At 71.6% G+C, this 25,669-nt stretch carries 19 protein-coding genes and 1 pseudogene; 9 read left to right on the top strand and 11 right to left on the bottom strand.

Features of this window, described 5'->3' with window-relative positions:
• Positions 1 to 38: 38 nt before the first annotated feature.
• Positions 39 to 2,930, bottom strand: coding sequence for a glycoside hydrolase family 9 protein (locus HNR22_RS27345; RefSeq protein WP_179782769.1), 2,892 nt, complete (start codon positions 2,928 to 2,930; stop codon positions 39 to 41).
• A gap of 441 nt (positions 2,931 to 3,371) precedes the next feature.
• Between HNR22_RS27345 and HNR22_RS27340 the strand changes: the two genes are divergently transcribed.
• Complete coding sequence (locus HNR22_RS27340) at positions 3,372 to 4,937, top strand: aldehyde dehydrogenase family protein (protein WP_179782768.1); 1,566 nt, start codon at positions 3,372 to 3,374, stop codon at positions 4,935 to 4,937.
• A gap of 67 nt (positions 4,938 to 5,004) precedes the next feature.
• Positions 5,005 to 5,403, top strand: coding sequence for a VOC family protein (locus HNR22_RS27335; RefSeq protein ID WP_179782767.1), 399 nt, complete (start codon positions 5,005 to 5,007; stop codon positions 5,401 to 5,403).
• 11 nt (positions 5,404 to 5,414) lie between these two features.
• Here the strand turns inward: HNR22_RS27335 and HNR22_RS27330 are convergent, their stop codons facing one another.
• The 4 genes and pseudogenes from HNR22_RS27330 to HNR22_RS27315 form a co-directional block, all read right to left on the bottom strand.
• Positions 5,415 to 6,479 carry a GNAT family N-acetyltransferase gene (locus HNR22_RS27330; RefSeq protein WP_179782766.1) on the bottom strand — a complete coding sequence of 355 codons (1,065 nt, stop codon included), beginning with the start codon at positions 6,477 to 6,479 and terminating at the stop codon, positions 5,415 to 5,417.
• 129 nt (positions 6,480 to 6,608) lie between these two features.
• On the bottom strand, positions 6,609 to 8,006 hold the full coding sequence (locus HNR22_RS31920) for a DM9 repeat-containing protein (RefSeq protein WP_179782765.1): 1,398 nt from the start codon (positions 8,004 to 8,006) through the stop codon (positions 6,609 to 6,611).
• A 63-nt stretch (positions 8,007 to 8,069) separates the two neighbouring features.
• Positions 8,070 to 8,771 (bottom strand): ACT domain-containing protein, encoded by a 702-nt coding sequence (locus HNR22_RS27320; protein ID WP_179783738.1) that lies wholly within the window; start codon positions 8,769 to 8,771, stop codon positions 8,070 to 8,072.
• A gap of 171 nt (positions 8,772 to 8,942) precedes the next feature.
• A pseudogene (locus HNR22_RS27315) lies at positions 8,943 to 9,245 on the bottom strand (thiamine pyrophosphate-binding protein); the annotation flags it as partial.
• Positions 9,246 to 9,446: 201 nt separating this feature from the next.
• On the opposite strand from HNR22_RS27315, the gene HNR22_RS27310 reads away from it, so the two are divergent.
• Complete coding sequence (locus tag HNR22_RS27310) at positions 9,447 to 10,526, top strand: phosphotransferase family protein (protein ID WP_179782764.1); 1,080 nt, start codon at positions 9,447 to 9,449, stop codon at positions 10,524 to 10,526.
• On the top strand, positions 10,526 to 11,737 hold the full coding sequence (locus tag HNR22_RS27305; RefSeq protein ID WP_179782763.1) for an acyl-CoA dehydrogenase family protein: 1,212 nt from the start codon (positions 10,526 to 10,528) through the stop codon (positions 11,735 to 11,737). Before HNR22_RS27310 ends, HNR22_RS27305 begins: the two co-directional genes overlap by 1 nt.
• Positions 11,738 to 11,761: 24 nt before the next feature.
• Here HNR22_RS27305 and HNR22_RS27300 read toward each other — a convergent pair whose 3' ends face one another.
• The 6 genes from HNR22_RS27300 to HNR22_RS27275 form a co-directional block, all read right to left on the bottom strand.
• Complete coding sequence (locus tag HNR22_RS27300; RefSeq protein WP_179782762.1) at positions 11,762 to 12,808, bottom strand: LacI family DNA-binding transcriptional regulator; 1,047 nt, start codon at positions 12,806 to 12,808, stop codon at positions 11,762 to 11,764.
• Positions 12,809 to 12,890: 82 nt separating this feature from the next.
• The gene (locus tag HNR22_RS27295; protein WP_179782761.1) at positions 12,891 to 14,312 is read right to left on the bottom strand and encodes a GH1 family beta-glucosidase; all 1,422 of its coding nucleotides are present in this window, start codon (positions 14,310 to 14,312) and stop codon (positions 12,891 to 12,893) included.
• Positions 14,309 to 15,151: a carbohydrate ABC transporter permease gene (locus HNR22_RS27290; protein WP_088946871.1), complete on the bottom strand. Its 843-nt coding sequence runs from the start codon at positions 15,149 to 15,151 to the stop codon at positions 14,309 to 14,311. The genes HNR22_RS27295 and HNR22_RS27290 overlap by 4 nt, the downstream gene beginning before the upstream one ends.
• 10 nt (positions 15,152 to 15,161) lie before the next feature.
• Complete coding sequence (locus HNR22_RS27285) at positions 15,162 to 16,133, bottom strand: carbohydrate ABC transporter permease (protein ID WP_179782760.1); 972 nt, start codon at positions 16,131 to 16,133, stop codon at positions 15,162 to 15,164.
• A 109-nt stretch (positions 16,134 to 16,242) separates the two neighbouring features.
• Entirely contained in the window at positions 16,243 to 17,532 is a 1,290-nt protein-coding gene (locus HNR22_RS27280; RefSeq protein WP_179782759.1) for an ABC transporter substrate-binding protein, read from the bottom strand.
• Positions 17,533 to 17,706: 174 nt separating this feature from the next.
• The gene (locus tag HNR22_RS27275) at positions 17,707 to 18,270 is read right to left on the bottom strand and encodes a plasmid pRiA4b ORF-3 family protein (RefSeq protein ID WP_179782758.1); all 564 of its coding nucleotides are present in this window, start codon (positions 18,268 to 18,270) and stop codon (positions 17,707 to 17,709) included.
• Between the two features lie 150 nt (positions 18,271 to 18,420).
• Here HNR22_RS27275 and HNR22_RS27270 point away from each other — a divergent pair, with 150 nt between their 5' ends.
• The 5 genes from HNR22_RS27270 (at position 18,421) to HNR22_RS27250 (ending at position 25,668) form a co-directional block, all read left to right on the top strand.
• Positions 18,421 to 19,167 (top strand): pyrimidine reductase family protein, encoded by a 747-nt coding sequence (locus tag HNR22_RS27270; RefSeq protein ID WP_179782757.1) that lies wholly within the window; start codon positions 18,421 to 18,423, stop codon positions 19,165 to 19,167.
• Positions 19,168 to 19,315: 148 nt separating this feature from the next.
• Complete coding sequence (locus HNR22_RS27265; RefSeq protein WP_179782756.1) at positions 19,316 to 21,070, top strand: ATP-binding protein; 1,755 nt, start codon at positions 19,316 to 19,318, stop codon at positions 21,068 to 21,070.
• Between the two features lie 19 nt (positions 21,071 to 21,089).
• Positions 21,090 to 22,238, top strand: a complete 1,149-nt coding sequence (locus HNR22_RS27260) for an exonuclease SbcCD subunit D (protein ID WP_179782755.1) — start codon at positions 21,090 to 21,092, stop codon at positions 22,236 to 22,238.
• The gene (locus HNR22_RS27255) at positions 22,238 to 24,712 is read left to right on the top strand and encodes an AAA family ATPase (RefSeq protein WP_179782754.1); all 2,475 of its coding nucleotides are present in this window, start codon (positions 22,238 to 22,240) and stop codon (positions 24,710 to 24,712) included. The genes HNR22_RS27260 and HNR22_RS27255 overlap by 1 nt, the downstream gene beginning before the upstream one ends.
• Positions 24,709 to 25,668: a hypothetical protein gene (locus HNR22_RS27250; RefSeq protein ID WP_179782753.1), complete on the top strand. Its 960-nt coding sequence runs from the start codon at positions 24,709 to 24,711 to the stop codon at positions 25,666 to 25,668. Before HNR22_RS27255 ends, HNR22_RS27250 begins: the two co-directional genes overlap by 4 nt.
• Position 25,669 lies beyond the last annotated feature (1 nt).

Genomic DNA, 25,669 nt, shown 5'->3' with positions numbered 1-25,669 from the left:
GGCTAACGGAAACTGCCCAAGATCCCAAAGCGACCGACTCAGGCGACGGCGCAGGTGGCGTTGTTGACGGTGAAGGCGGTCGGCTTCGGGTTGGTGCCGGTGTGGGCGCCGTTGAAGCCGAAGCTCACCGACGCGCCCGGCGCGAGGGCGCCGTTGTAGGACAGGTTCGTGGCGGTGACCGCCGCGCCGGTCTGGCTGACCGTCGCCGACCAGCCCTGACTGACGGTCTGCCCACCCGGGAAGCTGAACCGCAAGGTCCAGCCGTTGATCGCCGTGGTGCCGGTGTTGGTGATCGTCACGGTGGCGGTGAAGCCGGTGCTCCAGTCGGTGGTGGCGTACCCCACCTTGCAGGCGCCGCCGACCGGCGGGGGCGCGGTGGTCACCGCGACCGGCGCGGACGCCGCGGAGTTGTTGCCGGCCGCGTCCACTGCCACCACGTAGAACTGGTAGGCCGTCGAGGCGGTCAGCCCGGACAGCGCCACAGTGGTGCCGGTCGGCGAGCCGACCAACGCGTCGGTGGCGCCGGCCTCGCGGTAGACCCGGTAACCGGTGACGCCGACGTTGTCGGTCGACGGGGTCCAGGCCAGGGTGAGCCCGGTGTTGGTGACCGCCGAGGCGACGGGCGTGCCGGGCGTGCTCGGCACTGTGGTGTCGGCGGTGCCGGCCGGCGGCGTGGTCACACTGAGCTTCGGCGAGGCGGCCGACTCGTTGCCGGCTCCGTCGCGGGCCACGATGGTGTACTCGAACGTCCGCTCCGGCAGCAACGTGGTGATGGTGATCGAGTTCTCGGTGACCCGCCGCGTCGCCACCACGTCGTTGCCGACCATGAACTCGCGGACGTCGTAGCCGGCCAGCCCGCTGCCGCCGCTGTCCGTGGACGGCGCCCAGGTCAGGGTGACCGTGCGGGGGCCGAGGTTGGACGCCACCGGGGTGCCCGGGACGGTCGGCTTGGTGGTGTCCGGCACGACCGGGCCCGGCTCCTCGCCCCAGACGCGGGTGCCGGAGTAGAGCGGCACCTTCCGGTTGGGCCCGGCGGTGGCCTGGTACGACGGGTCGTTGGTCGGGTCCCAGGTGCCACCCTCCGGCACGCCGATCTTGAACTGGACCTCCATCCGGTGCTGCGACTGCCCGGCCGGGGCGATGGTGTACCCGGTGCAGTCCACCTCGACGTACCAGATGTCACCGCTGAACTGCTTGGCCGTCGTCGGGGACGGACAGCCCTGGGTGTAGCCGGCGGTGACCTGCACTCCGCCGGTGCCGTCGGGCCGGAAGTAGTACCGGAACCGGCCGTCGGTCAACGCCCGGGCCGGGAACGCCGACTTGTTGTAGACCATCACCTTGAGCCCGGTCGCCCGCGGTTCGGCCTGCGTCACAGTGGTCTCCACGGTCAGCTCGTCGATGTCCGGCGTCTCGGCGACCGGGAAGTTGGCGAGCGGCGTGCCGCCGTACTCGGAGACCAGCCGGACCAGCGCGGAGGTGAAGCCGGCGTTGTAGTCGGTGGCCACCTCGTTCATCACGTAGTCCGACCGGCTGTCGCTGTACGCGTCGTTGGCCGAGGACGGGCCGCCGACCAGCGCGCCGTAGAGGGTGTGCCGGGTCTCGACGGGCACGGTCTGGCTGTCCCACCAGGATCCGTGCGCGGTGCGGTGGTGCGGGTTGCGCGGCGAGTTGGCGCCGAACCCGATGACGTAGCTGGAGTTGCGCGGGTTGTCGCCCAGCGCGTAGTTGATCTGCCGGACGGCGAAGTCGTGGTAGCGCGCCTTGCGGGTGGTGTCGGTGGTCCTGTCGCTGTAGACCAGCGCGGCGAAGGAGGTGTTGGCCGCGTAGCGCAGCGCACCCCAGGAGTCGAGCACCGCCATCCCACCCGGTGAATACGGCACCCGCTGCCCGTCCACCCCGACGGTCCAGTAGTCCAACCAGCGGTTGGCGTCGTCGACGTACTTCTGCTTGCCGGTCAGGTTGGCCAGCAGCACGTACGCCCCGAACTGCTTGTTGTCCCAGGCGATCGTCCACTTGTAGGAGCGGGTGGTGGACTGGTTCTCGGTGCCGAGCTTGTCGTACTCACTCTCGGCCTTGGCCAGGTAGCTGGCCTCGCCGGTGGCCCGGTGCAGCCAGATCGCCGCCCAGACCAGCTCGTCCTGCCAGCCGCTCCACGAGCGGTAGAAGCTGGTCGCGTCGGTGATGCACTCGTGGTAGGACTTCCGCACCGTGTCGGCGAAGGTGTAGAGCTGCCGGGCGTGCCCGAGCAGCTTGTCGGCGTAGGCCGCGTCAGTGGGACGGAAGACCATCGAGGACGCGGCCATCGCGGCCGCCGTCTCCCCCGCCAGGTCCGCGCCGCCACAGCTCGCATCGATCTTGTACGCGGGCCGCGACATCGCCATCACCTCGGCCGGGCCCCACCACTTGTGGTCGTCGTCGCCCTTGCCGACCTGTCCATAGAGGACGTTGGCTGACGGGTGCGCCTTGATGAAGTAGTCGTTGACGAAGCGCAGGTTGTTGAGCAGGTGCGGCAGTTGGCCGGAGGCGGTGTACCCGCTGCGGTACTCCACCGCGCCCCAGGCGAGCATGGTGGCGCTGAACGCCATCGGGAAGCCGAACTTCACGTGGTCACCCGCGTCGTACCAGCCGCCGGTGAGGTCCAGCCCCGCGTCGGCGCCGTCGGTGAGCGCGCTGTCGCCGCGCCAGGAGACCCGGTTCCAGTCGGGCAGCCGGCCGGACTGCTGCGCCTCGTAGAAGAGGAGCGACTTCTGCAGCACCTCGGCGTAGTTGTAGGCCGCCGGGGCGGCGGAGGCGGGCGACGACGTCGGCCCGGCGACCGCGAGGGCGAGACCCGTGAGCAGGGCGACGCCAGCGGCCAGCAACCGCCGCGGCCAGGGCTGGTCGACGACCGGTCGCCGAGATCGGAGGCGGAACCGCTGCGGTCGGTGCATGGCGGGCTCCTGTCGGTGGCGCCGCCGGTCAGCACCGACCTGGACGCGGGACGGTGTCGGGTGGTGCGGGCTGCCGGCGGCTGTGGTGGTGGAACCGGAAGCGCGGGAGCGCTCCCATGGATAAGCGACAATGTAATGCGCTCGTCACTGCTTTGTGAAGAGGCACCCGGACCCGCCCCGCCGTCGCCACCGCGACCTGCGTCAGAGCCCGCGCCAGAAGACCCCTAAAACCATCTCACATCATCGATGAAGTTCGATGAAATGAGTCGCATCGTCGCTGTTCAGGCCAGCCGTCGCCGGGCCGACAGCGAGGCCTTTCGAGCGTCGCAACCCCTGTCAGACGAACGTACTGTTGCCGACCCACTACTCGCCGCGAGACAGTACGGCTCATCAGCGGTGTCATCGACGCCGCCGCTCCCCGGTCGACCCTGAGGAGAAGCGATGGCACTACGACTCGCCGACGGCACCGCCTGGTCCGACGTCCTGGCCCGCGCGGTGGCCGCCACGCCAGAAGCGTTCGGCGCCGAGATGGACGGCGTCACCACCCTGCACAACCTGGTCGAGGGCGGATGGCGGGCCACCGGTCAGCCCGCCCCGGTCCGCACCCCGGTCGACAACACCGTCGTCATCAACCTGCGCCGGCTCGACGCCGACACCGCCCGCGCCGCGGTCCTGCACGCCGCCGCCGAACACCGGGCCTGGGCCCGGACCCCGCTCGCCGACCGCAAGGCCCGCGTCGCCGACGCACTGGACTCGCTCACCGCCCACCGCGACCTGCTCGCCATGCTGCTGGTCTGGGAGATCGGCAAGCCCTGGCGGCTGGCCTGCGCCGACGTGGACCGCGCGCTCGACGGCGTCCGCTGGTACGCGGACGAGATCGACCGGATGCTCGCCGGCGGTCGCGAGCCGTTGCCCGGCCCGGTCAGCAACATCGCGTCGTGGAACTACCCGATGAGCGTCCTCGTGCACGCCGAGCTGGTGCAGCTGCTGGCCGGCAACGCGGTCATCGCCAAGACCCCGTCCCAGGGGGGCGCCGTCTGCCTGACCGTCGCACACGCGCTGATGCGCCGCGCCGGCCTGCCCGCGACCCTCGTCAGCGGCGGTGGCGAGGAGTTGTCCGAGGTGCTGGTTCGCGCACCCGAGATCGGTGCCGTCGCGTTCGTCGGCGGACGCTCCAACGGCGGCAAGGTCGCTGCCGCGCTGCTCGACACCGACAAGCGGCACTTCATCGAGCAGGAGGGCCTCAACGCCTGGGGCATCTGGAACTTCTCCCAGTGGGACCTGCTCGCCGCCCACCTGAAGAAGGGCTTCGAGTACGGCAAGCAGCGCTGCACCGCGTACCCCCGGTTCGTGGTGCAACGTGACCTGGTCGACGAGTTCCTCGACATGTACCTGCCCGTCGTTCGCTCTGTCCGCTTCGGTCATCCGCTCGCCGTCGGCGACGACTGGGCCGCCGGTGACCCGCTGCCCGAGCTGGACTTCGGGCCGCTGATCAGCGCGGCCAAGGCCGACGAGCTGCGCCGCAAGGTCGACGAGGCAGTTCGCGGTGGAGCGGTGCCGCTACACCGGGGCAAGCTCACCGGCGCGCCGTTCCTGCCGGGGCAGGACACCTCGGCGTACGTGGCGCCATCGGTGCTGCTCGCCCCGCCCGGCCGGTCGCGGCTGATGCACGCCGAACCGTTCGGGCCGGTCGACACGATCGTCGTGGTGGACACCACCGACGAGCTGCTGGCCGCGATGAACGCCTCCAACGGGGCGCTGGTCGCCTCCCTGGCCTGCGACGACACCGACGAGGCCGGCAAGCTCGCGGTGGACCTCCAGGCATTCAAGGTGGGCATCAACAAGCCGCGCTCACGGGGTGACCGGGACGAGCCGTTCGGCGGCCGGGGTGCCTCCTGGAAGGGCGCTTTCGTCGGCGGCGACCTGCTGGTGCAGGCGGTCACCGTGGGCGGCGACAGCCGTCTCTACGGCAACTTCCCCGACTACAACAGCTACCCCGCCACCTGAGGTCGTCGCCGGCCCCCTGTCGACGCCCGGCGCGTGTGACAGGGGGCCGGCGGCGTACCGTCGCGAGATGGCGACGATCGAGCAGCTCTCCCTGGGTGTGTCCGACGCCGAACGGGCGGCGAGGTTCTGGGCCGCGGCCCTCGACTACCGCCGCCGGGCACCCCGATTCGACGGCGACGAGTGGATCGTGCTGGAGCCACAGCCAGGCGCGCCGGGCATGGCGGTCGCGATGGACCTGAGCGAAAGCCCGGCGCAGGATTTTCCCCGCCTCCACCTGGATTTGGACGCCGGCGAGCGCAGCCTCGACGAGGAACTCGACAGGTTGCTCGCGCACGGCGCCCAACGGGTGGACTGGCGGCACTACCCCACCGACCCGCACCCGACCGAACCCCCGTACGTCGTGCTCGCCGACCCGGAGGGCAACCGGTTCTGCGTGTCCGGCCGCCGGGAACCCCCCACGCGGTGACAGGGCCCGCCCTACGCACCAGGCGTCGAGAGGGTGCCCTTCCGGTCCGCGGCGAGCGGGACGGTGAGGGTGAGCAGGGTGCCGTCGCGCTCCGCCGAGCTGGACCGGTTCAGCCGGCGCAGCGTCCGCAGCATCGGGGCGTTGTCGGCCTGGACGTGCAGCACCAGCGCCGCGTACCCGGCTCGGTCGGCATGCTGGGCCAGCCGGCGCAGCAGCGACGAACCGAGCCCCCGCCGCTGCCAGTCGTCGCGCACCAGCAGCGCCACCTCGGCCTCGTCACCCTCGCCGAGCAGGTTCGCCAGGGCGACCACCGAATCCGCCTCGCCGTCGGCGCCGGTGGCCGTGGCGACCAGGGTCAGCCCTCGGTTCGGCTCCAGCAGCCGACGCAGCCGGGCCGGCTGCGGCAGCGCCGCCCCGCCCAGGTAACGCCGGTGCCGGCTGCGCGGCGAGCACGCCTCGTGCAGCTCCACGACGCCGGACAGGTCATCCGCGCAGGCGGGCCGCACGGCAACCTCGGCACCGTCGGGCAGCACCAGGGTGATCTGCTCGGCGGCCCGGCGGACCACTGTGGCGGCCAGCTCGACCAGAGCCTGCGCCCGGGCGTACTCCGCCGGGGTGAAGGCGGGCGCGACCCGACGCAGCGAGAACGAACCGCCCGCCGGGTCGGCCAGCAGCATGGTGGCGCCGGTTATTCCCCGTTCGACGCCGGTCGACGCGGGCCGCCAGCTGACCGAGTCGGCACCGAGCAGGGTTCGCAGCGCCGCGCCCGTCGCGTCCGGGTCACGCACCAGTCGATTGGCCAGCCCGAGCACCCGGGTGGGCTGGTCGGCCAGGCCGCGCGCCTCGCTGCGCGCCACCCAGCAGTCCCGACCCCGACCCCGCTCGACGGCGGCGATCAGCCCGGCCTCGTCGAGCGCGTCCGGCGCGTCGACCAGGAAGTCGTCCACCGCGCCCTGCTCGGTGGGCTGCACCTGCACGGTGAGGATGTTGACCCCGCGCAACGCGAGGCTCGCCGTGAGCACCGACAGGTAACCCGGCCGGTCGTCCACGGTGGCCCTGATCCGCCACAACGTCATGGTTGGCTCCCTTCCCCGGGTACCACCCTCGCCCCCCGCTGTTGCCGTCCGATTGCCCGGCGGTGACGGGTTCCGCTCGGAGGAGCCTCGGCGGACGAGGGCGGCGAGAACAGCCCGGGGGGGCCGTCCCTAGGCGGGACGGCTGCGGTAGCCGATGGGGCCTTCCCCGACCCGCTGGTAGGTGCCCAGGAACCCACCGCCGCCGAAGGCGACAGTGCCGTTGTTGCCGCGCAGGTCGCGCCAGGCCAGCCTGGTGACCGGGCGGCCGGCCACGGTCACCGAGACGAGCAGGTCACCCGAGCGGTGCCACCCACCGGCCCAGCCCTCCTGGGTGGAGAAGCGCCACGCCTCCTTGGCGACGGTGCCGCGCTGGGTCAGCCGGCCGCGGAACTCCGTCGGCTCCCCACCCGGCTGCCGCCGCCAGCCGTAGAAGGCGGCCTGCTGCTTTTCGAACGTGATCGCGTACTCGGCGCCGGACTCGTCGGCCCAGGCCACCTGATCGAGGACGGCCTGCTCGCCGCGGTCGATGAAGATGGTGATGGCGCCGACGTCGGTGGCGTACCGCAGCACCGGCTCGGCGATCGCCTGCCGTTCGAGGGCCAGCCCCGCCTGGTCGTGTGCGTGCATGGGGTCGATCGTCACCCGGTACAGCCACAGCATGCTGCGGGCGTCGACACCGCTCTCGATGCGCAGCGTGTTCCGGCCGGCCGTCAACTCCTCGGCCGGCACCGCGAAGGCCAGCCGTTGCGGGAGCCCACCGCCGTTGGGGATCCGCAGCCGGTCGGCCAGCGGCCTGCCGTTGAGGCGCACGGTGAGCGGGGCGTACCCGGGCGCCCGGGAGAGCATCGACGCGAGCGCCCGGATGGCGACGCAGGCCTCGCCGACGACGGTCGGGTCAGGCACGTAGAACTCCAACTCGACCGACCCGCCGGCGCCGATGGCCAGGTGGTCGCCAGCGGCCGAGGAACGGTCGACGTCGGTGATCGCGACGTTCCCGACGCGGGGTGGCTCGGAGCCGAAGTCGGCGTAGGTGGGGTCCATCTGGACCCCGGTCCGCCGCCCGCGCACCGGCACGGCGGCCGGCGGCCGTAGCAGCACCTCGTAGGACCAGGCGGTACCCTCGGCGTCGCCGTATCCGATGTTGGCGGCGCGAAAGGCCCGCCGCACCTTACCGATGCGCAGGGCGCCCGGCGCGACCGCCGCGCGGGCGACGTAGAGCGGTTCGCCGTCACTCTCGCGGCCCGCCGGCACCGCGTCCGCCGGCACCGCGCCACCGAACGCGATGCCCCAGACGCCGCGGTCCATCAGCACCTCGTACTCGTCGACGCGGACCACCTCGCCGGCCCAGGTGGTCCGGGCCGCGCCGAAGGCCGGACGGACCTGGCCCGGGTGCACGCCGCCGTGCATCCGGACGCGGCACACCCACAGGGGTTCGCCGTCCTCCTCGTACCCGTGCGGTACCGCGCCGGCCGGGATGGAGCCACCGCGGGCGGTTTCCCAGCGATATCCGTCGAAGGCAGAGTCCACTCCGGAGAGACTAGATCAACAGGCTCGGGCCCCGCGAGCCGCCGAGCCCCGACGGGTGGCGGCTCAGGGATTGACGGTGACCGGCGGTGCGCCGACCAGGTCGAGCCGGTCGCCGAGGATCACCGCACAGGCCCGGACGAGCTGGGTGAGCCGATCCACCTCGGTGCTGTGGAACGCCGCGGCGGAGAGGGTCTCGCTGCGGTCGCGGGCCACCACCAGCACCAGGCCCGCCCGGCCGAACGGCGCGATCGCGTGGTGGGTGCCGTCGGGTGTGGTCATCGACCGACCGCGCAGCGGGGTGACCTCCGGCAACCGCAGGGGTACGGGAGCACGCCAGCTCGCGTGTCCCACTGTCGCCCCGCCACCCCCGGTCCGCGAGGCCCAGTCGACCGGCACCACCGCGGCCACGGCCCAGTCGGCGGCCAGCAGCCCGGGCACCGCGTCGACCAGGGTGGCCAACCCGTCGGCCGGGTTGGCCGCGACCTGGGCCAACAGCTCCGCGTCCTGGCCGGTGGTGGTGGGCGCGCCGATCGCCCGCCACACGCCGTCCACCCGCACGCCCGGTATCGCCGCGAGGCCAGCCAGCAGCCGCTCCACCCGCGCCGCGCCCGGCCAGACGACAGTGAAGTCGTCCACCGCGCGCCCGCCGAGCCGTTCGAGGACCACCACCTGGACGATGTCCGCCCCGGAGACGCCCAACGTGCGGGCGACCTGGCCGAGGGTGCCCGGACGGTCCGGCAGGGTGACCCGAACTCGCAGCAACATGTCTGTCCCTCCGCTCGGCGGGCCGGCGAAGTGCGGCCGGCAGGCTGGACCCAGCCTGGTCGTTGACCATTTCGTCCCTGTTGCAAGGGCATGTCCCGAGCGGAAATTTGCGGGCCGGTGCCCGGCTGGTTCCGGCAGGTGAGGCAGCGAACACCGACGCTCAGGGCAGCCCACCCAGGGGCAGGACCGGTGTGGAGGCGAGCTGTGCGTGGTAGTCCGCGGCAGCTCACCGGGACCGAACGTGGTGAGGATCGCGGCCACGCCGGCGAGGCGGGCATATCCGTCGGCGCTGAAGCCGGCGTTGAGCTCGTTGCAACTACCGACCCACTCGATCCCGTCGAACGCCTCGACCTGATCGAGGAAATCCATGTTGTAGTCCCCCGGCAACCCGAAGACATGGCGCACCCCGAGGTCGTAGAGCCGGCTGAGCAACAGCTCGCCGACCGTCGTCGTACCCTTGCTCGCCTTCGCCACGATTGACCCCCGTCGCTCCGGAGACCGCCGCCGCGGCCTGCCACCAAGACGATATCCAGGCAATTGTCGGAAGGATGGCGGTTGTCCGTCATGCCGGCTCAACCGGCCGCGGCGCTACGTCCAAATGGCCGGAGCCCTCCCGACGACGCGTCAGGTGAATCTGACCTTGACAACGTGAACGGGCTGCCATCAACTAGTCGAATGAGTGATCCGGCCGTCGATGCGTTGCGGCCGGAGGCCGTCCCAGGCTCCCCCACCGGGCTCGCCTTGGACCGACTCGCCGACTATCTGGCCCAGCACCGACCCGAGCTGGTCGTCGGGCCACTGCGCGCCAGCCTGATCGCGGGCGGCAAGTCCAACCTCACCTACCTGCTGCGCCTCGGCGACCGTGAGGTCGTGCTGCGCCGCCCGCCGCTGGGGCACGTGCTGGCGACCGCGCACGACATGGCCCGCGAGTTCCGGGTCATCTCGGCGCTGGCGCCGACCGAGGTGCCGGTGCCCGGCGCGCTGCTGCTCTGCGCCGACCCGGAGGTGATCGGCGCGCCGTTCTACCTCATGGAGCGGATGCCCGGTGAGGTGTTCCGCACCCGCGCACAGACCGACCCCCTGGGCGACGAACGACGCCACGCCCTCGCCATGGCGATGATGGACACGCTCGCCGCGCTGCACAGCGTCGACCCGTCCTCGGTGGGGCTGAGCGATTTCGGTCGCCCGGAGGGCTACCTGGCCCGGCAGGTCCGCCGCTGGGGCGGGCAGCTCGACCGCTCGCGCAGCCGTGAGCTGCCCGGCATCGACGAGCTGCGCGACCTGCTGGCGGCGACCGCCCCGGAGGGCGCGAACGCCGGCCGGATCGTGCACGGCGACTACCGACTGGACAACCTTCTCGCGTCGGCCGACCCGGTGGCCGTGCACGCCGTCCTCGACTGGGAGATGGCCACCCTCGGCGATCCCCTCGCCGACCTGGGGCTGCTCCTGACGTACTGGGACGTGCTCGGCGGCAGCGAGACGGCCGACGGCAACCCGGTCGCCGACGGGCTCGGGCCGCGCGCCGGCTTCCCCACCGGCGCCCAGCTGATCGACCGGTACGCCGGGCGCAGCGACGTGGACGTCGGGCCGCTGCACTGGCACGTGGCACTCGGCTGTTTCAAGCTCGCGGTCATCTGCGAGGGCATCCACTACCGTCACACGCTCGGGCAGACGCTCGGCGAGGGCTTCGACCGGATCGGCGAGATGGTGGCACCGCTGGTCGCGCACGGGCTGACCGCCGCCAGGGAGCGGTGATGGACTTCTCATACGACAGCCGGACCGAGGAACTGCGCGGCGAGCTGACCCGGTTCCTGACCGAGCACGTCTACCCGGCCGAGGCCGTGCACGCCGAGCAGGTCGCCACGGGTGACCCGTGGTCGCGTACCCCCGTGTTGGCCGAGCTGAAGGCGGAGGCCCGCAAACGCGGCCTGTGGAACCTGTTCCTCCCCGACCCGCGCTACGGCGCCGGCCTGACCAACCTCCAGTACGCGCCGCTGGCCGAGTTGACCGGGCGCAGCCCGCACCTGGCACCGGAGGCGGTCAACTGCGCGGCACCGGACACCGGCAACATGGAGCTGCTGGCCGAGTTCGGCTCGGAAGCGCAGCAGAAGCGCTGGCTGATGCCGCTGCTGGAGGGCGAGATCCGTTCCGCGTTCTGCATGACCGAGCCGGACGTGGCATCCTCCGACGCCACCAACATCGCCACCCGGATCACCCGCGACGGCGACGAGTACGTGATCAACGGCCGCAAGTGGTGGTCGTCCGGCGCGATGGACCCGCGCTGCGAGATCTTCATCGTGATGGGCAAGACCGACCCGGACGCCGACCGGCACCGCCAGCAGAGCATGGTGCTGGTCCCCCGGGACACCGCCGGGGTGAACGTCCGTCGGGGCATGAGCGTCTTCGGCTACACCGACGGCTCACACGGTGGGCACGCCGAGATCGACTTCACCGATGTCCGGGTGCCAGTGGAGAACCTGATCGGCGCCGAGGGCACCGGCTTCGCCATCGCCCAGGCCCGGCTGGGTCCGGGCCGGATCCACCACTGCATGCGATTGATCGGAATGGCTGAGCGAGCATTGGAGCTGCTCTGCAAGCGGGCGCTCGGGCGGGTCGCGTTCGGCCGACCGCTGGCCGAGCAGGGTGTGGTCCGGGAGTGGATCGCCGAGTCACGGGTGCGCATCGAGCAGGCCCGGTTGCTGGTGCTCAAGACGGCCTGGCTGATGGACACCGTCGGCAACAAGGGCGCGCACACCGAGATCCAGGCCATCAAGATCGGCACCCCGGCGATGGCGGAGTGGGTGATCGACAAGGCCATCCAGGGGTACGGCGGCGCCGGTGTCAGCCAGGACACGCCACTGGCTGCCCTGTGGGCGCAGACCCGTACCCTGCGCCTGGCCGACGGCCCCGACGAGGTCCACCGCAACTCCCTCGCCAAGCGGGAACTCCGCCGCTGGACCCCGTAACCCGCCCCGCCGCCCAGGTGGGGTTCAGGCGCTGGCGCGGTAGACCAGTTGGGTGTCCAGGAGGATGTGCGGGGCCGGCAGGTCCTCGCCGCGGATGCGGGCGACCAGTAGGCGGGCCATCTGTCGGCCCATCTCCTCCACCGGCTGGAAGACCGTGGTCAGCGGCGGTTCCGCCTGCTGGGCGATCGTCGCGTCGTCGAAGCCGATCACCGCGACGTCCTCGGGCACGCGCCGGCCGGCCTCGCGCAGGGTACGCAGCGCGCCGAACGCCATGAGGTCGGACGCCACGAAGACGGCGTCCAGGTCCGGGCAGGAGTCCAGCAGTCGGCGCATGGCGGCCGCGCCGCTGCCCTCGCTGAAGTCGCCGTACGCGATCAGGTCGGGGTTGACGCCGCCCCCGGTGGCCTTGACCGCCTCGGTGTAGCCGGCCAGGCGGGCCAGGCCGGCGCCCATGTCCTGTGGCCCGGCGATGGTGCCGATGCGTCGGCGCCCCAACCCGGTCAGGTATTCCACCGCCTGCCGAGCCCCGCCAACGTTGTCCACGTCGACGAACCAGGCCGGTTGAGCGCCGGGTTGCAGCATCCGGGCGGGCCGACCGCCGAGCACGGCGGGCAGGCCGCGCTCCTCCAGCAGGGTCGGCAGCGGGTCGGAGTCGTGCAACGAGAGCAGCAGTACGCCGTCGACGTGCTGGTTGGTCAGGTGGTGCTCGACCCGCTCCCGCTCGACCGGCGACTGCGCCATGGCCAGCCAGAGCTGCATCGGTGTCTCCAGCAGCGCGGAGCTGATGCCCCGCACGATCGAGGCGAAGAACGGCTCGGTGAAGACCCGCTCGCCGGACTCGGACACCACCAGCGCGACGGAGTCGGTGCGCTGGGTGACGAGCGCACGGGCGGCCCGGTTCGGCACGTACCCCAGCTCGGCGATGGCCTGTTGGACCGCGGCCCGGGCCTCCGGGCTGACCTGGGGCGAGCCGTTGACCACGCGGGAAACCGTGCCCCGCCCGACGCCGGCACGCGCCGCGACCGCGTCGAGGGTCGGGCGCCCGAGCGACCGGGTGCGCTGCGTTGTCATCGTCTGCTCCTCCGACGGCGGACGGACCCGGCGCCACCTGCGGGAGGTGGACGCCAGGACCGTCCTGATGGCTGGCCCGAGCCTATTGTGCGGCCAGACCGTTGCGCCGGATCACCGAGGCGTACCACTTGGCGCTGGACTTGGGGGTGCGGACCTGGCTGTCGTAGTCGACGTGGATCATGCCGAACCGCTTGGTGTAACCCCAGGCCCATTCGAAATTATCCATCAACGACCAGGCAAAGTATCCCCGCAGGGGAACTCCGTCGTTGATTGCCTCGTGCGCGGCGCGCAGGTGGGCGTCGAAGTAGGCCAGCCGGTCGACGTCGTCGACCTGCCCGTCGACCACCGAGTCGACGAACGCGGAACCGTTCTCGGTGACGTAGAGCGGCAGGTCGGTGTAGTCGTGCACCCGCCGCAGCGTCTCGGCCAGGCCCGGGGCGTCGATCTCCCAGCCCATGTCGGTGACCGGGACGCCCCGGGTGACGAACCGTACGTCCTCGCTGCCCGGCCAGCACGAGGGAGCACTGTCGGTCGCGACACCCTCGGTCGGTGCGGCGACCACGTGCCGGCTGTAGTAGTTGACGCCAACCAGGTCCAACGGCGTGGAGATGGTCGCCAGGTCGCCGTCGCGCACGTGGCCGAAGTCGGTCACCGTGCGCAGGTCGGCCACGAGGTCCTCCGGGTACGACCCGCGCAGCAGCGGGTCCAGGAAGAACCGGTTGGCCAGCCCGTCGATCCGCCGGGCGGCGTCGCGGTCGGCAGGGGTGTCGCTGGCCGGGTCGACCGGGTAGAGGTTGACCGTCACGCCCACCTCGGCGGTCGGCCGGGCAGCCCGCAACGCCTGCACGGACAGGCCGTGACCGAGCATCAGGTGGTGCCCGGCGCGAACCGCGTCCGCCCCGTTGGTGCGGCCGGGGGCGTGCACACCGGAGCCGTAGCCGAGGAACGCCGAGCACCACGGCTCGTTCAGCGTGGTCCAGTAACGCACCCGGTCACCGAGCGCGTCGGCCAGCAGCGTCGTGTAGTCGGCGAAGCGGGCCGCGGTGTCCCGGGCCGGCCAGCCGCCGGCATCTTCCAGCGGCTGCGGCAGGTCCCAGTGGTACAGGGTGAGCCACGGCTCGATGCCGTTGGCCAACAGCTCGTCGACCAGCCGCCGGTAGAAGTCCAGGCCCTGCGGGTTGGCCGCGCCCGTTCCGCCGGGCTGCACCCGGGGCCAGGAGACCGAGAAACGGTACGACTTGAGGCCGAGCTCCGCCATCAGCGCGACGTCATCGCCGAGCCGGTGGTAGTGGTCGCACGCGACGTCCCCGGTGTGCCCGGCGACGACCCGACCCTCGGTGTGGCTGAAGGTGTCCCAGATCGACGGGGTGCGGCCGTCCACGGCCGCGGCCCCCTCGATCTGGTACGCCGCAGTCGCGGCCCCCCAGAGGAATCCGGGTGGAAAGGTCAGCCCGGGGCGCTCGTCGAGGACGTCGACGGCGGGTGGGCTGGCGGGGTTGCTCACGACTTGACGGCACCTTCCATGATCCCGCCGATGATCTGGCGGCCGAACACGAGAAAGACGAGCACGAGGGGGATGGTGCCGATCGCCGTGGCGGCGAACACCTGGGAGTAGTCGGTGTAGTAGGCGTACGAGAGGAAGGAGAGCGAGACCTGGAGGGTCGGGTTCTCCGGGGTGAGGATGGCGTACGGCCAGATGAACGAGTTCCAGGTCTCCATGAAGGTCAGCAGACCGAGCACGCCGGCGGCGGGACGTAGCGCGGGCAGCACGATGCTCCAGTAGATCCGGAACGTGCTCGCCCCGTCGACGCGGCCGGCCTCGATCAGCTCGTCGGAGATGGCCTGGCTGGCGTACTGCCGCATCATGAACACGCCGAAGGCGCTGACCAGGAACGGCACGGTGACCGCGTAGAGGGTGTCGTACCACCCCAGGTCCTGCATCATGGACCAGAGCGGGATGAGGCCCATCTGGGTCGGGATCATCATGGTGACGATGATCGCCAGCAGGAGAGCGTTGCTGCCCCGGAACTTCAGCTTGGCGAAGGCGAACCCGGCCAGTGAACCGGTGAGCACCACCGACAGGGTGACCACCGAGGAGACGATGATCGAGTTCATCATGCCGGTGAGGAAGTTGGCGGCGTCGTTGTCGAGCACTCGCCCGAAGTTGTCACCGAACGCCCCGCCCGGGGTGAGCGGCGGCGGCACGTCGTTGATGTTGTCCAGGCTGCGACTGCCGATCACCAGCATGTAGTAGAACGGGTAGATCGACAGCAGTGCCGCCAGGATGAGCGCCACGTAGGTCAGCGGGCTGGTGCGCCACAGGCGCTGGGAAGCCGAGATCATCGATCTCTCCTCACTTCGCCGAGCGGCGGACGAGTAGGAAGTTGACCAGCGACACCACGACGATGATCATGAAGATGGCCCAGGCGACCGCGGCTCCGTAGCCGGCGGTGTTCAGGTTCGCGATGCCCATCTCGTACATGTACATGGCCAGCGTCTGGAACTCCCGCTGGCTGCCGCCGAGAATGTTGCCGTTGGCGAAGAGCAGCGGCTCGGTGAAGAGCTGCATGCCGCCGATCGTGGACAGGATGACCACGAAGGTGAAGGTGGGCTTGAGCATGGGCAGGGTGATCTGCCAGAACTGCCGCCACGGGCCGGCGCCGTCGATCTCCGCAGCCTCGTAGAGGTCCTTCGGGATCGCCTGCATGCCGGCGAGCAGGATCAGGGTGTTGTAACCGGTCCACCGCCAGTTGACCATCGATGAGATGGCGAACCACGAACTCCACCGCTGCCCGTCCCAGTCGACCGGGTCGACACCGACGAAACTGAGCAGCCAGTTGAACAGGCCGAACTCTCGCTGGAACAGCATCCCGAAGACGATCGCGACCGCGGCCACCGACACCACGTTCGGCATGAAGATGGCCATCCGGAAGAAGGTCTTGGCGCGCAGGAAGGTCCGGTTGAGCAGGTTCGCCAGGAAGAGGGCGAGCAACAGCTGCGGGATGGTCGACATGGCGAAGATGCCGAACGTGTTGACCAGCGCGTTCCAGAAGTACTCGTCGGAGAACAGCCGGGTGTAGTTGTCGAAGCCGATGAACGACTGATCGCCGATCATGTCCCAGTCGTGCAGAGACATCCAGGCGGTACGCACCATCGGGTACAGCCCGAACGCACCGAAGATCAGGAAGAATGGGGCGATGTAGAGGTACGGCGAGTACTTGACATCGAGGCGGTTGAGTAGCCTTCCCCGGCGCTGCCGGGAAGGGAGATCGGGAGAAGGCGGTGCTGCTGGCGACGGCGGTGCCGTCGTGGCCGACAGGCTCATGCGAATTTCCTTTTCCGGCGAGGCCCGGGGGCCCTCGCGCAGGGCGCTACGCGGAGGGGACCGGCCGGTGGCGTCCGGGAAGCCCCGAACGCCACCGGCAGGGAATCACTCAGAAGGCACCCTGAGTCTTGGCGTCCTTCGTGAACTGCTCCCAGGCCTTCGCCTTGTCGGCCTGCCCGCTCTCGAACGCCCGCAGGGCCGGCTCGAGCGCGTTCTCCTTGATCGCCTGGTGCTTCGGACCCAGGTAGGTCGGCTGGATCTTGGCGACGCTCTCCCCGAAGATCTTGCCGGTCGGCGCGTTGCTGAAGTACTCGTTGGTGTAGCTGATGAACGCGTCGTTCTTCAGCGCCTCCAGGTTGGTGGGCAGCGGGCCCTTGGCCTTGAAGGCCTCCACCTGGCTCTTCGCGTTGGTCAGGTACTCGGCGAGCTTCGCCGCCTCCTTCGGGTACTTGCTCTGCGCCGGAACCGCGAGCCACGAGCCGCCCCAGTTACCGCCGCCGCCCGGCACGGACGCCACGTCCCACTTGCCCTTGTTGGCCGGACCGGAGTTCTCCGTGACGATGCCGAGCATCCAGGACGGGCAGAAGGTGGCCGCGAAGGTGCCCTGCTTGAAGCCACCGGACCACTCCGGCGACCAGGTCTGCGCCTTGGCGGAGATGTCCGCCATCGAGGTGGCGGTGTCCCAGGCGTTCTTCACCGCGGGGCTGGTGTCCGCGATGATGTTGTCTTCCTTGTCGTAGAACAGGTCACCGTTGCCCTGGAACATCACGCCGTTGGAGACGGCGGTGATCGAGTCGATGAACGCCTTGCCGCCGCTGCCCTGCTTGTACTTCCGGCCGGCCTCGTGGAAGCCGTTCCAGTCCGACCAGAGCGCCGACACCTGGTCGCGCTCGGTGGGCAGGCCGGCAGCCTGGAACAGGTCCTTGCGGTAGCAGACGGCGAGACTGCCGACGTCGGTCGGCAGGCCGATCAGCCGACCGTCCTGCGCCTTGCCCAGCTCCCACTTCCAGGGCAGGTAGTCCTTGGAGTGGTCCGAGACCAGCGGCGCGAGGTCGGACCAGTTGCGCGCGTTGGGCTTGAACTCGTTGAGGATGCCCTCCTCCAGGGCGGTGACGTCCGCCGCGCCCTTGCCGGTGGCCAGGTAGCGGACCAGCTTCGGCCGGTACTCGGCGAGCTGCGCGGTCTTGCGCAGCTCGACCTTGATGCCGGTGTCCTTCTCGTACTGCTTGACGAGCTCGTCATAGCCCATCTCGCCGAAGGTGTCGACGACCAGCTTGGCCGGCTTCTCGCCGGCCGCTGGCTTGTCGTCGTCGTTGCCGCAGGCTGCGAGACCGCCGATAGCGGTGATCGCGGCCAGGGCAGCGGCCGCCAGGCGGGTACGCCGCGTGGTGACACTCATTCGCTGACCCCTCTTTCCGGTGGTGAGGCTGGATGTGTGTGGTGGGGGTGCTCATCACGCCTGGCCGGGGATGCGTCAGTGACCCATGCCACCCTCGGGAGCGCTCCCATGAGATTGCCGACAGGTAACGGGAGTGTCAATAGGGCGATGGGAGCGTTCCCAGATCGTTACCGCTCAGCTGAAGCGGCGGAGCAGGGTGGTGGTCTGGTCCGGGTCGAAGCGGGACGGGTCGAAGGTGGAGCCCGCCCAGTCGCGCAGCGTCGCGTGCCGTGGATCGACCGGGCCGACCGGGTTGTCCTCGTCGGCCAACGCGACAAGGAGCGCCTGGTAGCCCAGCGGCCCGCCGACGCCCTCCGGTGGGCAGGCCCGCTCACCGCCCAGGCAGACCGGGTACCGCTCGTCCGGGTCTGCGGTGAGCGCGTCCTCCACGACCAGGTCGTGCTCCCACCAGTCGCCGAAGTCGTACGTGTAGGAGAACCGGCTGCCCTTGCCGAGCACCGCGTCCAGCCGCACGTCCAGCTCGTCGTGCAGCGCCAACTCCCCGTCCGGGTCGGGGTCGCCGTACTGCACGGCGTCGATCTCGAACGAGTGCAGGTGGCAGTCCCGCCAACCCATCGCGTGCTGCACGACCCGGTGCAGCCGGTCCAGCGTGTAGCCGGCCGGCACGAGCACCCGGCGCCACACCGCCGGGCGGACGCCGGCGAGGGACATCTTCAGCTGGAAGATCTGACGGGGCATGCTGTCCTGTCCTCCCGCGGCTTAGGCTGCGAGCATGATCTGCCGAGCGTGCCGGGCCCGGCGACACGACGACTGCCCGGGCCGGAACTGGTGCGACTGCCAGCACCGTACCGCCGAACCGACCCCTCCGGTCACTGGTCCGGCCGGCGAATGAGCGTCGGAATTCCGATCCGACGGCTCTGGCCCGAGCCGTCCACGCAACCACTCGACGACGCCGCGCTGACCACGCTCTACGGCCGCGCCGACCAGCCCCGACTGCGGGTCAACTTCGTCGCCAGCCTGGACGGCGCGGTCACCCTGGACGGCTACTCGGCCGGGCTCTCCGGCCAGCCGGACAAGCGGGTGTTCGGCGTGCTGCGGATGGTCTGCGACGCGCTGGTGGTGGCCGCCGGCACGCTGCGCCACGAGGGGTACCGGGCGGTCCGCCTCGACGAACGCCGCCGCGCCTGGCGTCGCGACAACGGGCTGGCCGAGTACCCGACGCTGGTGGTCGTCTCCGGTTCACTCGACCTGGATCCCGCGCAGGCCGCCTTCGCCGACGCGCCGACCCGACCGATCGTGCTCACCCACGCCGACGCCAACCCGCCGCCCGGCCTGACCGACGTCGCCGACCTGCTGCGCTGCGGCACCGGGCGGGTCGACCTGGCCGTCGGCCTCGCCGAGCTGCACCGACGCGGTCTCACCCAACTGCTCTGCGAGGGCGGCCCACACCTGTTCGGCGCGCTCACCGCCGCCGACCTGGTGGACGAGCTGTGCCTCACCGTCTCGCCGCTGCTCGCCGGGCCGGGACCGGGCCGGATCACCGCCGGCGACGCCGCGCCGCCCCGGCACCTGCCACTGCGGCACGTGCTCGCCGCCGAGGACGGCGTCCTCATGCTCCGCCACGCGCGTCCGTAACGGGTCGTCGTCCGGCCACACACCCACCGTCGCGGGTGTGACGGCGCATGGTGTCGTCCGCCGCGTCGCGTGGCGACCTGTCGTACTCCTCGGGCAGGATGCACCTCATGGTTCCCGACCGTGCTGCCCGACCGACCCGAGCCGCCCGATGAGCGACGCCGAGCTCGACAGCCCGGGCGAGGTGGTCGGGCGGGTGCTGGGCACCGCCGACGCCACCCCGTTGCAGTTCTGGACTGCCGTGGCGCCCGGCAGCTATCTCCAGCTCGACGACGTGGTGGTCACCCGGCGGGAGCTGCCGGACCGGGAGCCGGTGACGATTGCCGGGGTGGTCACCCAGGTCCGCGCTCGGCACGAGGGCGCGCAGTTCGAGTCCGACGTATTCGCCATCGCCGACGGCACGCTGCCCGCACAGGTGCAGGAGGCCGCCGAGGTCACCACCACCCGGGTCGATCCGGAGCTGTACGTGCCGCCGACCCCGGGCGCGGTGGTGCACCGGGCCGAGGGCGACGCCCGGGCGCGCGCGCTGCACTTCGACCGGATGGAGCGGCGCATCCCGATGGGGATGGGTCGGGACGGAGTCCCGGTCTATCTCAACGCCGACTTCCTCGACGGCAGCCGGGGCGCACACGTCTCGATCTCCGGCATCTCCGGGGTGGCCACCAAGACCAGCTTCGCCACCTTCCTGCTCTACTCGGTGTTCCGCTCCGGGGTGCTGGGCGGCGACGCGGTCAACGCCAAGGCGCTGATCTTCAACGTCAAGGGTGAGGACCTGCTCTTCCTGGACCACCCCAACACCCGCCTCGACGAGCCCACCCGCGCGGCGTACGCGAAGCTCGGGCTGAGTGCCGGCGCCTTCCCCGACGTGCGGGTCTACGCCCCGCCCCGGGTCGGTGACGCGGCCGGCACGCCCGATGTGAGCAGCCGGCTCACCGGGGTGGACTCGTTCTACTGGACGCTGGACGAGTTCTGCGCCGACCGTCTTTTGCCGTACGTCTTCGCCGACGCCGACGACGAGCGCCAGCAGTACACGATGGTGGTCCACTCGGTGGCCGCGCACCTGGCCCGCTACGCCCAGCCGGCCGACGGTGGGGTGAGCATCGACGGGGTTCGGCTCGGCTCCTACGGTGACCTGGTCGACCACATCGTCGACCAGCTCAACGACGACGAAACCCGCTCGGACTGGGCGGGCAGCGCGGTCGGTCTGGGCACCGTCAACGCGTTCGCCCGACGGTTGATCGGCAGCAAGAAGGACCTGGCCCGGCTGATCCGTGGCGACCTCGCCACCCGCCGCCCGCACTCGATCAACACCAGCGAGTCCGCGCAGGTCACCGTCGTCGACCTGCACAACCTTCCGGACCGCGCCCAGCGGTTCGTGGTGGGTGTGACGCTGAAGAGCGAGTTCGAGCGCAAGGAGAAGTCCGGCACCGCCAAACCGTTGCTCTTCGTCGTGCTCGACGAGCTCAACAAGTACGCCCCCCGGGAGGGCTCCTCGCCGATCAAGGAGGTGCTGCTCGACATCGCCGAGCGGGGCCGCTCGCTCGGGGTGATCCTGATCGGCGCGCAGCAGACGGCGAGCGAGGTGGAGCGGCGCATCGTCACCAACTCGGCGATCCGGGTGGTCGGCCGGCTCGACCCGGCCGAGGCGTCCCGCCCGGAATACGGCTTCCTCCCGCCCGCACAGCGCCAGCGGGCGCTGCTGGCCAAGCCGGGCACCATGTTCGTCAACCAGCCGGACATCCCGGTGCCGCTCTGTCTGGAGTTCCCCTTCCCGGCGTGGGCCACCCGGGTCTCCGAGGCGGGCCGGGCACCATCGGAGACGCTGCGCTCGATCACCCAGTCCGCCGACCCGTTCGCCGTGGTGGGCTCCGGCGGCGGCAGCACCGACGACGACATCCCGTTCTAGGTAGGGGCCGGCAACAGCCATGAAGATCCTGCACACCTCCGACTGGCACGTGGGAAAGGTGCTCAAGGGGCAGTCCCGGGCCGAGGAACACAAGGCCGTACTGGCCGGGGTGATCGACATCGCCCGTGCCGAGCAGCCGGATCTGGTGATCGTCGCCGGTGACCTCTACGACACCGCAGCGCCCACCTCGGAGGCGACCCGTCTGGTCACCCGGGCGTTGACCGCGCTGCGCCGCACCGGCGCCGACGTGGTGGCGATCGGCGGCAACCACGACAACGGCCCCGCACTGGACGCGCTGCGCCCATGGGCCGATGCCGCCGGCATCACGCTGCGCGGCGGGGTGCGGGAAAATCCGGACGAGCACGTCATCGACGGCACCACCGCCGGCGGCGAGCGGTGGCAGCTGGCCGCGCTGCCGTTCCTGTCCCAGCGGTACGCGGTGCGCGCGCTGGAGATGTACGAGCTGACCGCGGCGGAGACCAACCAGACATACGCCGACCACCTGGGCCGGGTGCTGGGGCGGCTGACCGAGGGTTTCACCGAACCGGACCGGGTGCACCTGGTCACCGCGCACCTGACGGTGACCGGCGCGACCACCGGCGGCGGCGAACGTGACGCGCACACGGTGCTGGGCTACGCCGTCCCGGCCACCGTCTTCCCGGCCACCGCGCACTACGTGGCGCTGGGCCACCTGCACCGGGCGCAGCGGGTCATCGGCCCCTGCCCGGTGCGCTACAGCGGCAGCCCGCTCGCTGTCGACTTCGGTGAGCAGGAGAACGTCCCCTCGGTGACGATCGTCGAGGTGACCGCCAGCACCGCCGCCCGGGTGCGGGAGGTGCCGGTGACCGCGGCGAGCGCGCTGCGTACGGTGCGGGGCACCCTGGCCCAGCTCGCCGAGATCGAGGCACCGGACGCCTGGCTGCGGGTGTACGTGCGGGAGCAACCCCGCGCCGGCCTGCGCGAGGAGGTGCAGGAGCTGCTCCCCCGGGCGCTGGAGATCCGCATCGACCCGGAGCTGCTGGCCGCGCCGGGCAGCGGTGCCCGCATCGCGCAGCGCTCGGGGCGTTCGCCCCGGGAGTTGTTCGCCGACTACCTGGACAGCCGGGGCCACGCCGACGAAGGCGTCCAGGAGCTCTTCGACGAGCTCTTCGAGGAGGTCGAGCACTGATGCGTCCGATGCGCTTGGACATGGCCGGGTTCACGGTCTTCCGGGACGACACCACCGTCGACTTCACCGACGCCGACTTCTTCGCCCTGATCGGCCCGACCGGTTCGGGCAAGTCCACAGTGCTGGACGCCATCTGCTTCGCCCTCTACGGCATGGTCCCCCGCTGGGGTGGCGCCCGTGGGCTGGCGAACGCGCTCGCGCCGTCGGCGACCGAGGCCCGGGTGCGGCTGGTCTTCGAGTCCGGCGGGGCCCGCTACGTGGCGACCCGGGTGGTCCGGCGGGACGGCCGGGGCAACGTGAAGACCGCAAACGCCGGGTTGCAGCTGATGCCGGCCGGCTTCGACGTGACCAAACTGGACACCGGGTTGAGCCCGGAGGACCTCGGCGAGGTGGTGGCCGGCACCCCCGCCGAGATGGAGCAGGCGGTCCTGGAGGCGGTGGGGCTGCCGTACGAGCAGTTCACCAGCTGTGTGGTGCTGCCGCAGGGGCAGTTCGCCGATTTCCTGCACGCCAAGCCGGCGACGCGGCAGCAGATCCTGGTCAACCTGCTGGGCCTCGGCGTCTACGAGGACGTGCAGAAGAAGGCGACGGCGCGTGCCGCGCAGGCGGACGCCCGACTCGACGCGGTCGACCAGGTGCTCGCCGGGCTCACCGGCGTGGACGACGAGGCGTTGGCGGAGGCCGAGGCCCGGGTCGAGCGGATGGCCGAGTTGGCGGCGGCGGTGACGGCCGCGGTGCCGGAGCTGGCGGCGGCCCGGACGACCGCGCGCGAGGCGGCGGCGGCGCTGACCGCTCTCGACGACGAGCTGTCCGTGCTGACCGGGATCCGCGCGCCGCGCGGGGTGGCCGAGGTGGCACGCGCGGTCATCGCGGCGCGAGCCGACGCGGAGGCCGCGGCGACGGGGGTGTCGTTGGCAGAGGAGCGCGAGGAGAAGCTGCGCGGCGAGCTGGCCGGCGCCGGCGACGAGAGCGCGGCGCGACTGCTGCTGCGGGCGTACGACGATCGGGACCGACTGTCCGCTGAGGCCGACACGGTCCGGGCGGCGGTGCGCGCGGCGAACGACGAACACGCCACGGCGGTGGCCGCGCTGGCGTTGGCCCGTGCGGAGGCCGAGCGGGCCGACGCCGACCTGGAGGCGGCCTTCCGGGCACACGAGGAGGCGAAGGCCACCGACCTGGCGGTCAGCCTGCGGGTGCACCTGCATGCCGGCGCGCCCTGCCCGGTCTGCGAGCAGCCGGTGGCGCGGGTGCCGGCGGTGCCTGCCGATTCGGCGGTGGCGGCCGCGACGGCGGCGGGCAAGGCGGCACGGGCCGCGACCAAGGCCGCGCAGACCGCGGTGCGGCAGCGCGACGAGACAGCGCGTGACCTGGAGCGGCTGCTGGTGCAGGCGCGGGCCCGGCAGGAGCAGGTGGACTCCCGGCTGGCCGAGCTGGACGGGCAGCTCGCCGGGGCGGCGGAGCCGGCCGTGTTGCGCCGGGAGTTGGCCGAGCACGCCCGGTTGCGGGGCGCACTGGAGGAGGCGGCGACCGCGGTGCGGGCCGGCCGCGAGGCCGCGCGCCAGGCCCGGGCCGGGGTGGATGCCGCCGAGGAGCGGCTGCGGGCGGCCTGGCGGGCCTTCGACACGTCCCGCGACGGGTTGGCGCGGTTCGGCCCGCCCGCGACCGATCGGGAGGACGTGGCCGCCGCGTGGGCCGCGTTGACCGGTTGGGCGACGACCGAGGCCGACCGCCGCCGCGAGGATCGGGCGAGCCGGGCGGTCGCCGTCGCCGAGGCCGAGTCGGTGGCTGACGCGGTGCGGCGGCGCATCGCCGGCATCTTCGCCGACGCCGACGTGCCGGTCGGCGACGACCCGGTGCACGCCGCGACCGTCGCGGTGGAGCGGGCCGACGCCGACCTCCGACGGCTGCGGGAGCGCCGGGAGCAGGCCGGGACGCTGCGCGAGCAGCGTGCCGGGCACGAGCGGGAGGCGCAGGTGGCGCGGGCGCTCGCCGGGCACCTGCGGGCCAACAACTTCGAGCGGTGGTTGCTGGCGGAGGCGTTGGACCTGCTGGTCGACGGCGCGTCGGGGATCCTGCGGGAGCTGTCCTCCGGCCAGTACGAGCTGGTGCACGACAAGGGCGAGTTCGTCGTGGTCGACCACCACGACGCGGGGCTGCGACGGGGCGTTCGCACCCTCTCCGGGGGTGAGACGTTCCAGGCGTCGTTGGCGCTGGCCCTGGCGCTCTCCGAGCAGCTTGCCGGGATGTCGACCACGGCGGCCAGCCTGGAGTCGATCGTCCTGGACGAGGGCTTCGGCACGCTCGACGCGGCCACCCTGGACACGGTGGCCGCCACCCTGGAAAACCTGGCCGCCCGGGGTGACCGGATGGTCGGCGTGGTCACCCACGTGCCGGCGCTGGCCGAGCGGATCCCGGTCCGGTTCGAGGTGCGCAAGGACGCGCGTTCGGCGCGCATAGAGCGGACGGGCCGGTGAGCGACGCCGCGTTCTTCGTCGACTCGTGGGATCCGGCGTACGGGGCGTCGTTCGAGGCGTCCGCCGCCGGGCCGGCCGCGCCGAGCAGCGCCCAGGTCGACGCGGACGCCGAGGTGCCCGCTGTCGACTGGCGGGCGATCGGGGTGCGGGCGGGGGTACGGGCACCCGACGTGGTGCTGCTGGTCGACGGGGTTCGCCGGATCGACGCGAGCATCTGGACGGCCGAGACCGACGGCCTGTCGTTTCCCGGGTTGGCCGCCTCGTACGCGGCCGGGGTGGTCCGGTGCGACCTGGGCCGGGGTGCGGCCCAGTTGGCCGGCACCCGGGTTGGCCGGGGTCTGTTCACCGCGAGCCCGTCCGCGCAGGACGTGGTGGCGGGTGCGATCCGCTATCCGGTGCACCGGGTGGGTGGCACCGGTGAGCTGGCGAAGTTGCCGGCCGCGGTGCAGGGCCCGCTGACCGCGCTGGAGGTGGCGGTGTCCGACGCCGCCCGGGTCGACGGTGACCTGCTGGTGGTGGACGGCCCGTTGCGGAGTCGCCGGCAGTTGCCGCGCACCCTGGGTTACATCAAGACGCAGCACAGCCAGTACCTGGATGCCCGGCTGACCGCGGTGGTGACCGGCATGGCGTCGGGTGAGCGCTCGCCGGTGTTCCGGCTCGGCACCGCCTGGGGCGGCTGGTCGTGGTATCTGCGGTTGCCGGTGGCGGTCGGTGCGCCGTGGGCGGGCATCGTCCGGGTGGAATGTTCGGCCGATCTGCCCGTCGAGGCGGCGATCGAGCTGGCCGACCTGTCGCTGGTCACCCTGCCGCGTTTCGCCTCCACCCCGTACAAGGATCCGCGCGCCCCACAGAACCTGATCCCGATCGCCGGTCTGGAACGCCGACTGCGTGCCCTGCTCGGCGATTCCCGACTGCTGCACCGCGCGTTGACCGCCGCGGCTCGCGCCGCGCGGTAGA

The sequence above is a fragment of the Micromonospora jinlongensis genome (assembly GCF_013410645.1).
GTDB lineage: Bacteria > Actinomycetota > Actinomycetes > Mycobacteriales > Micromonosporaceae > Micromonospora > Micromonospora zamorensis.
This window is presented reverse-complemented; position numbering and strand designations above follow the sequence as displayed.